Below are 6,291 nucleotides of genomic sequence, written 5' to 3' on the forward strand. Positions count from 1 at the left end.
AGCGACAATAATGACGTCTTTTTTGAATTGTTTGCCTTTAAAATGATTCATTACTCTGTCCTCTCTGTCTTTTTTCTCAATTTTACACTAAAATAGATTTTTTGGAAAACTTTGCAACAGAACCATTACGTTTTTGACATAATTATAAATATGTCAAAAATGTAGAAAAATCCAATTAATTGAGAGATGTTAATCCCACCAAAGCTTAATCAAAGCTTGTGTTCCTGCGTCATTAAAGCCTTTGTCTGCCAATTTTTCATATAGGGCTAGGGCACCTTGTGTTGCAGGTAGGTCTAAGCCCATTTTTTGCGATTCATCCAAGGCAATCTTCAAGTCTTTGATAAAATGTTTGACAAAAAAGCCTGGTGAATAGTCATCTTTTAAGATACGAGGACCATAATTCGCGAGTGACCAGGTATTTGCGCCGCCAGCTAACAAGGTTTCAATAACTGCTGGCAATTCCAGACCTGCCGCTTTAGCATAGACCAGTAATTCTGACATAGCAGTCATGGTGCCAGCGATCCCTATTTGATTGGCCATTTTGACGTGTTGCCCACTACCAGCAGGTCCAAAATATTGTGCTTTTTTAGAGATTTTGTCGAATATCGTTGTAACTTGTTCAAAAGCTGCTTGGTCGCCACCTGCCATAATCGTCAATGTGCGATTTTGGGCACCTATATCGCCACCACTAACTGGTGCGTCTAATGTCAAAACATCTAGTTCACGTGCTTTTTTAGCAATCTGTTTAGCCAATGTAGGTGTTGAAGTTGTCATATCAATTACGATCTTCTGAGCTGAAATGCCTGAGAAAATACCTGTTGTGTCATCAAAATAAACTTCTTCTACATCTGTTGGATAACCTACCATGGTGATGACAAGGTCGCTTGCTGCTGCGACTTGACGTGGCGTTGGCAAGTAGCTAGCACCATTGGCCACCAAATCATCTGCTTTTGAGGCCGTGCGGTTATAAACGTAGAGCTCGTAGCCATCAGCGATGAGGTTAGCTGCGATAGCGTGCCCCATTATACCCAAACCGATAAAACCAATTTTCTTAATTTCTGTCATGATGATACCTCCACTCAAATTTTAACACAAAATGTGGTAAAATAGTCTCATGACATTTAAATCAAGTTTAGCGGTTTTCGCCGGAAAATCCAGCCAATTTATACTTCAAAAATTCTTCAAGCGTGGGTCGACTTTCCCTGGCCGTCTAGCGCTCAAAATAGATCCTAAGATCCTTGACACGATTGCGCGTGATTATGAGATTGTCGTCGTGACCGGTACCAACGGCAAGACCCTCACAACAGCACTGACTGTGGGGATTTTAGAAAATGCCTTTGGCCAAATCGCGACCAACACGACAGGCGCTAACATGATCACCGGCATTGTGTCGACTTTCCTGTCTGCCAAGCGAAACAAAACGGGTAAAAATATCGCCGTGCTTGAGATTGACGAGGCTAGCCTACCTGCTGTGACCGAATACATCACGCCGAGCCTCTTTGTTTTCACTAACATTTTCCGCGATCAGATGGACCGTTATGGTGAAATCTACACGACCTACGACTTCATTATTAAAGGGGCCGCTAAAGCGCCCAATGCGACTGTCCTTCTGAATGGCGATAGCCCACTTTTTAATTCGAAAGCTTTGGTTAACCCTGTTAAGTATTATGGTTTTGACCACGAACATCATGCGCCTAAGCGCGCACATTATAATACAGAAGGCATCGTCTGCCCCAACTGTCACCATATCCTAGATTACACGATGAACACCTATGCCAATCTAGGTGATTACATTTGTCAGAACTGTGGTTTCCACCGTCCTGAACTCGATTATCGCTTGACAGAGTTAACGACTATCACCAATACGACATCTGAATTTGTCATTGATGGTGCGACTTATCATATCAATGTCGGTGGTCTCTATAATATCTACAATGCCCTTGCTGCGGTTTCCGTTGCTGAATTTTTCGGTCTTGAATCTTCTTTGATCACGCAAGGTTTTAACAACTCTCATGCTGTCTTTGGTCGTCAGGAAAGCTTCAATATTGGCGATAAAAAATGTACGCTTGTCCTCATTAAAAATCCAGTGGGTGCTAACCAGGTCTTAGATATGATGAAATTAGCCCCATATCCTTTCGCTTTAGTCGCTTTGCTCAATGCCAACTATGCGGATGGTATTGATACCAGTTGGATTTGGGATGCGAATTTCGAGACAATCCATGATCTAGATGTTACCAGTGTGATTACGGGTGGTGTTAGGCATACCGAGATGGCACGCCGCATACGTGTTTCAGGCTTTGATCCTGATAAAATTACGGAGAGCGAAAAACTCGCTGGCGTGCTTGATCTCATTGAACAACAGGAGAGTGAACACGTTTATATCTTAGCTACTTATACGGCCATGCTTGAAATGCGTGAAATACTGGCCAATCGTCACTATGTGAATGGAGAAATGAAATGACCTATACTTCTATTAAATCTGAAGGTGATTTCCCCTATGACTTGCGTGTCGCTCACCTCTACGGGGATCTCATGAACACCTATGGTGACAATGGTAATATCCTCATGCTCAAATACGTCGGTGAAAAATTAGGCGCTCGCATGACTTTCGACATCGTGTCACTTGAAGACACTTTTAACGCTGACGATTATGATCTTGTCTTTTTCGGTGGTGGTCAGGATTACGAACAATTCATCGTCAGTCAAGATTTACCGACAAAAGCAGTTGAAATCAAGAAATTTATCGAAAATGATGGTACCATGTTAGCCATTTGTGGCGGTTTCCAATTCCTCGGAAAATATTATATCGAGGCAAGTGGCCGTAAAATCGATGGCATCTCAGCTATGGACCACTACACTTTGAACCAAGAAAACAACCGGTTTATTGGGGATATCGAAATCCACAATGATGAATTTGATGAAACTTACTATGGTTTTGAAAATCACCAAGGCCGAACATTCTTGGCTGACAATCAAAAACCACTCGGACGCGTTATTATCGGGCAAGGCAATAACAACGAAGATGGCACAGAAGGCATGACCTATAAAAATGTCTTCGGTTCCTACTTCCACGGTCCGATTTTGTCCCGCAATGCTCGCCTTGCTTACCGCATTGTGACGACCGCCTTCCACCAAAAATATCCAGATGTTGCCATTCCAGCCTTTGAAAGCATTTTGGCAGATGAAACAAAAGGTCAGAAAATTACAGATATCAAAAGAAAAGTTGAGAAATGAGGTTTCTCAACTTTTTTTAATTTTAACTATTTTTTTGAATTAAAAGGTGTAATAAATCATTAAACACATTCTTGTCCTCCTTGAGGACTGAGAAATATGTTCTGTCAATGTCTTCAACGATTTTGAGCGCTTGATTTAAAACGAAACTACCTTGCGATGTTATCGTGATCACTTTGGCACGACTGTCGATTTTAGAAACATTTCGATTAATTAAAGCCTGTTTCTCCAAATTTCTAACGATTGTTGAAACCGTCATAACATCCATATCTGTATTGACTGCAATATCTATCTGATTAACTTCTTCTTGCTGCTGCTGCAAATAACCAAGTGCTGCTAGTGTCACGAATTGAGGATGCGTCAAACCAATCGCTAATAAGTCGGTTTTAATTTTTCGGTGCCAAATATTATAGGCTTTAATAAATGAAAAACCAATGGATTGTGCTGAATCCCCAGCATGCTCAGATTGAAATTGACTTGTCATTTTGTGCTAGATACCTCAATTAAAGAAAAGATTGACTGCGGAACGTCTGAAAAGACTTGTGTTACAAATTCTAGTTGCCCGTGATGGTCAAGACCATCGAGACTAACAAACTCAACGGTGTGTCTAACTGCTGTACCTTTTTCAGTTTTAATCAATTCATGATTAAAATATAAGGAACCTAAATCGGGAATTTTTGTCACATCGCAGAAACTTTCATTCGGTGTCACCTCTACTAATTCAAAAGCCATTGGCGGCATACCTTGAAGGGTCATCTCACCTGAAACACCTTGTTTAAAATCACCTTCTAAACTAATCGCTAATAAATCATCTTCCCATTTAAACCAATTATTAACAGTTGCATAATTGACCCAAATTTCCTCTGGCGTTAACGCCGTGTGTGTTTCAAAACTAAATTTCATTGCAATCCCCTTTGTTTTTCGTAAGTACACTTATTATATCAATACTTATTAATTAAAATGTCAAGTTAAATTATAAAAAGAGGCTGCGAAAAATTGGATATGAACAATCTTCAATGTTAATTGGAATTGATCAACGTCTATTTTTGTATCACTTTTTGATATATTGTCAAGCAACATCATAATGAAAAAATAGTACGAAATTGGTTTAAAAAACACTTACTTCTTACCAAATCAGTAATCTTTTGGCAAAACAATGCGAAATTGGATTAAAAAACGCTGATTTCTTACCAAATTGGTAGTCTTTTGGCAAAACAATACGAAATTGGTAAAAACAGTTCTATTTTTCAATCGGCAATTTAATCAGAAAAACACTACGAAAAATAAAAAAAGCAAACTGTTTGCTTCTCTCTTTTAATGACTAATGTTTTTTGTTTCAGTCTTTTTTATACAATAAAGAACCTGTATTCAACAGCCATCCACAAGTGATAACACCTCTTTCCCAATAGACCTCGCATATTCGATTTCACTTTTGGTACTGTCTCCGATATACCCCTTGCTATTGACCACATAAATCGCATCTGACATGGCAATTTTTTGTTTATGCAACTTCCCTAAAATTTCGAGTTCTTCCTCAGTGTAATCATCTTTTGCCTTAGTTGGATAGGTGATACTGAGCACACAATTCCCCTCTAATTCTAGTTTTTCAGCAAGCCTTTGGATTTCAGCCATGAATTTTAAACTACCACACATTGTGATGACTTTAGCGCCCTCTCTCTTTACATCTTTATTAACTGTCATAGAATTGTGACCTCCTCTTTACCAACTAAATAGGCAGTAAGCAAACCGACAAGTAAGAAACCAAAACCTGAAAAGGCGATGATGAGATTAACTGCTACTAGCTTTTGGAAATAAGTTGCCAACCAAATCCCCAAAGGATAAATCCCAAATGCAATATATTTGAATGCCGTATTGACACTACCCAAAATCTCTTTTGGCGTATTAACCTGTCTAAAAGTAATAATATAAATCGTTCGAATTGACATCGAGCATGACAATATAAAAGTTGCGACTAAATATAGCAAATAGTCATTCAAAAACAATAAAACCCCACCAAATGCAATTCCTATACCTGAAAAAAACATCATTCTTTGAAAATACATCTTATTATTTGAAAACGAAGATAAGAGAAATGAACCAACTAAACTGCCGATGCCAGCCATCGAGAAAATCAGACCAACTTTTGTGAGTTGCGCCATCTCAGTGTACTTGGTTATCATCAAAGTATCCATCGGCGCATCAAACAAATTTCCCAAGGCTAATAAAACCAAAGCCAGCAGTAATTTCTTATCCTCAAATATATAAGTAAACGATCTGAATAACGAGTAAGAGCTTGCCATACCTCTGTTTTCAGTCGCATGGTCATCTGCAACTTCTGCAACGAAAAATAAATTAATAAAGGCTAGTAAGAATATCCCAGTCGATACGACGACGAGTAAACTGATGAGTCCAGTTTGCTGGATTAAGCCAGAAATATTGGGTGCGATAATCATCGCGAGACTACCAGAAAAAAATATCGCAGAATTATATTTGGCTAATCGCATGTTATCAAGAATTAAAGGGAAAAAAGAACTTTCAGCGATCTGATAAGTGGATGTCACCACATTATTAATCGCTAATAATAAGGCAAAAGCCACCAAAGATTGGTAGTTTATTCTCATTATCACCAGTAAGACTAAGGTCAACAAAAAATCTAAAAACACCGTTAATTTCAGTAAATTTTTACGATTATGATGATTGACAATCTTTGCAATGACTGGTCCCAATATTAAAAAAGGGAGGGTATCAAAAATCATCATTGTACCGATTGCTTTGGCATCCGTCAGTAAACTGGAGGCATATAAAACGATGATCAATCTGAAACTGATTTGCGTGAACGTGACGAGATTTGCTGATAGATAGAACTGCTGCCAAAGTTTTTTTAACATTTTTACCTTACCTTTTTATGTGATGAAAACGTTTTTACCATATTTAGGGCACCTCTAATAACTACCAATTAATTCACCTCTAAATGAAAATAGAAAAAAACACAGAAAACTAAGCATAGTCTACTGTGTTTTTCTTTATGTTACAGACGCCACTTGACTGTTTATTCTTATT

At 38.5% G+C, this 6,291-nt stretch carries 7 protein-coding genes; 2 read left to right on the top strand and 5 right to left on the bottom strand.

Annotated features, from left to right (window positions below; genetic code table 11):
• Positions 1-189 precede the first annotated feature (189 nt).
• The gene (locus tag HZR21_RS11080; protein ID WP_180747674.1) at positions 190-1,056 is read right to left on the bottom strand and encodes an NAD(P)-dependent oxidoreductase; all 867 of its coding nucleotides are present in this window, start codon (positions 1,054-1,056) and stop codon (positions 190-192) included.
• A gap of 58 nt (positions 1,057-1,114) precedes the next feature.
• On the opposite strand from HZR21_RS11080, the gene murT reads away from it, so the two are divergent.
• Both murT and gatD read left to right on the top strand, forming a co-directional pair.
• The gene (gene murT / locus HZR21_RS11085; RefSeq protein WP_180747668.1) at positions 1,115-2,461 is read left to right on the top strand and encodes a lipid II isoglutaminyl synthase subunit MurT; all 1,347 of its coding nucleotides are present in this window, start codon (positions 1,115-1,117) and stop codon (positions 2,459-2,461) included.
• Positions 2,458-3,234 (top strand): lipid II isoglutaminyl synthase subunit GatD, encoded by a 777-nt coding sequence (gatD, locus tag HZR21_RS11090; RefSeq protein WP_180747669.1) that lies wholly within the window; start codon positions 2,458-2,460, stop codon positions 3,232-3,234. Before murT ends, gatD begins: the two co-directional genes overlap by 4 nt.
• Positions 3,235-3,256: 22 nt before the next feature.
• On the opposite strand, the gene HZR21_RS11095 is transcribed toward gatD, so the two are convergent.
• The 4 genes from HZR21_RS11095 to HZR21_RS11110 all read right to left on the bottom strand — a co-directional run bounded on the left by HZR21_RS11095 (position 3,257) and on the right by HZR21_RS11110 (position 6,119).
• Positions 3,257-3,715 carry a MarR family winged helix-turn-helix transcriptional regulator gene (locus HZR21_RS11095; protein WP_180747670.1) on the bottom strand — a complete coding sequence of 153 codons (459 nt, stop codon included), beginning with the start codon at positions 3,713-3,715 and terminating at the stop codon, positions 3,257-3,259.
• Positions 3,712-4,134, bottom strand: coding sequence for an SRPBCC family protein (locus HZR21_RS11100; protein ID WP_180747671.1), 423 nt, complete (start codon positions 4,132-4,134; stop codon positions 3,712-3,714). Before HZR21_RS11100 ends, HZR21_RS11095 begins: the two co-directional genes overlap by 4 nt.
• Before the next feature lie 465 nt (positions 4,135-4,599).
• Positions 4,600-4,932: a hypothetical protein gene (locus HZR21_RS11105; protein ID WP_180747672.1), complete on the bottom strand. Its 333-nt coding sequence runs from the start codon at positions 4,930-4,932 to the stop codon at positions 4,600-4,602.
• A complete protein-coding gene (locus tag HZR21_RS11110) occupies positions 4,929-6,119 on the bottom strand; it encodes an MFS transporter (RefSeq protein WP_180747673.1) in 1,191 nt (396 codons plus the stop codon). The genes HZR21_RS11105 and HZR21_RS11110 overlap by 4 nt, the downstream gene beginning before the upstream one ends.
• Positions 6,120-6,291: the final 172 nt, after the last annotated feature.

This window comes from Pseudolactococcus laudensis (genome assembly GCF_013449735.1).
GTDB classification, from domain to species: domain Bacteria; phylum Bacillota; class Bacilli; order Lactobacillales; family Streptococcaceae; genus Pseudolactococcus; species Pseudolactococcus laudensis.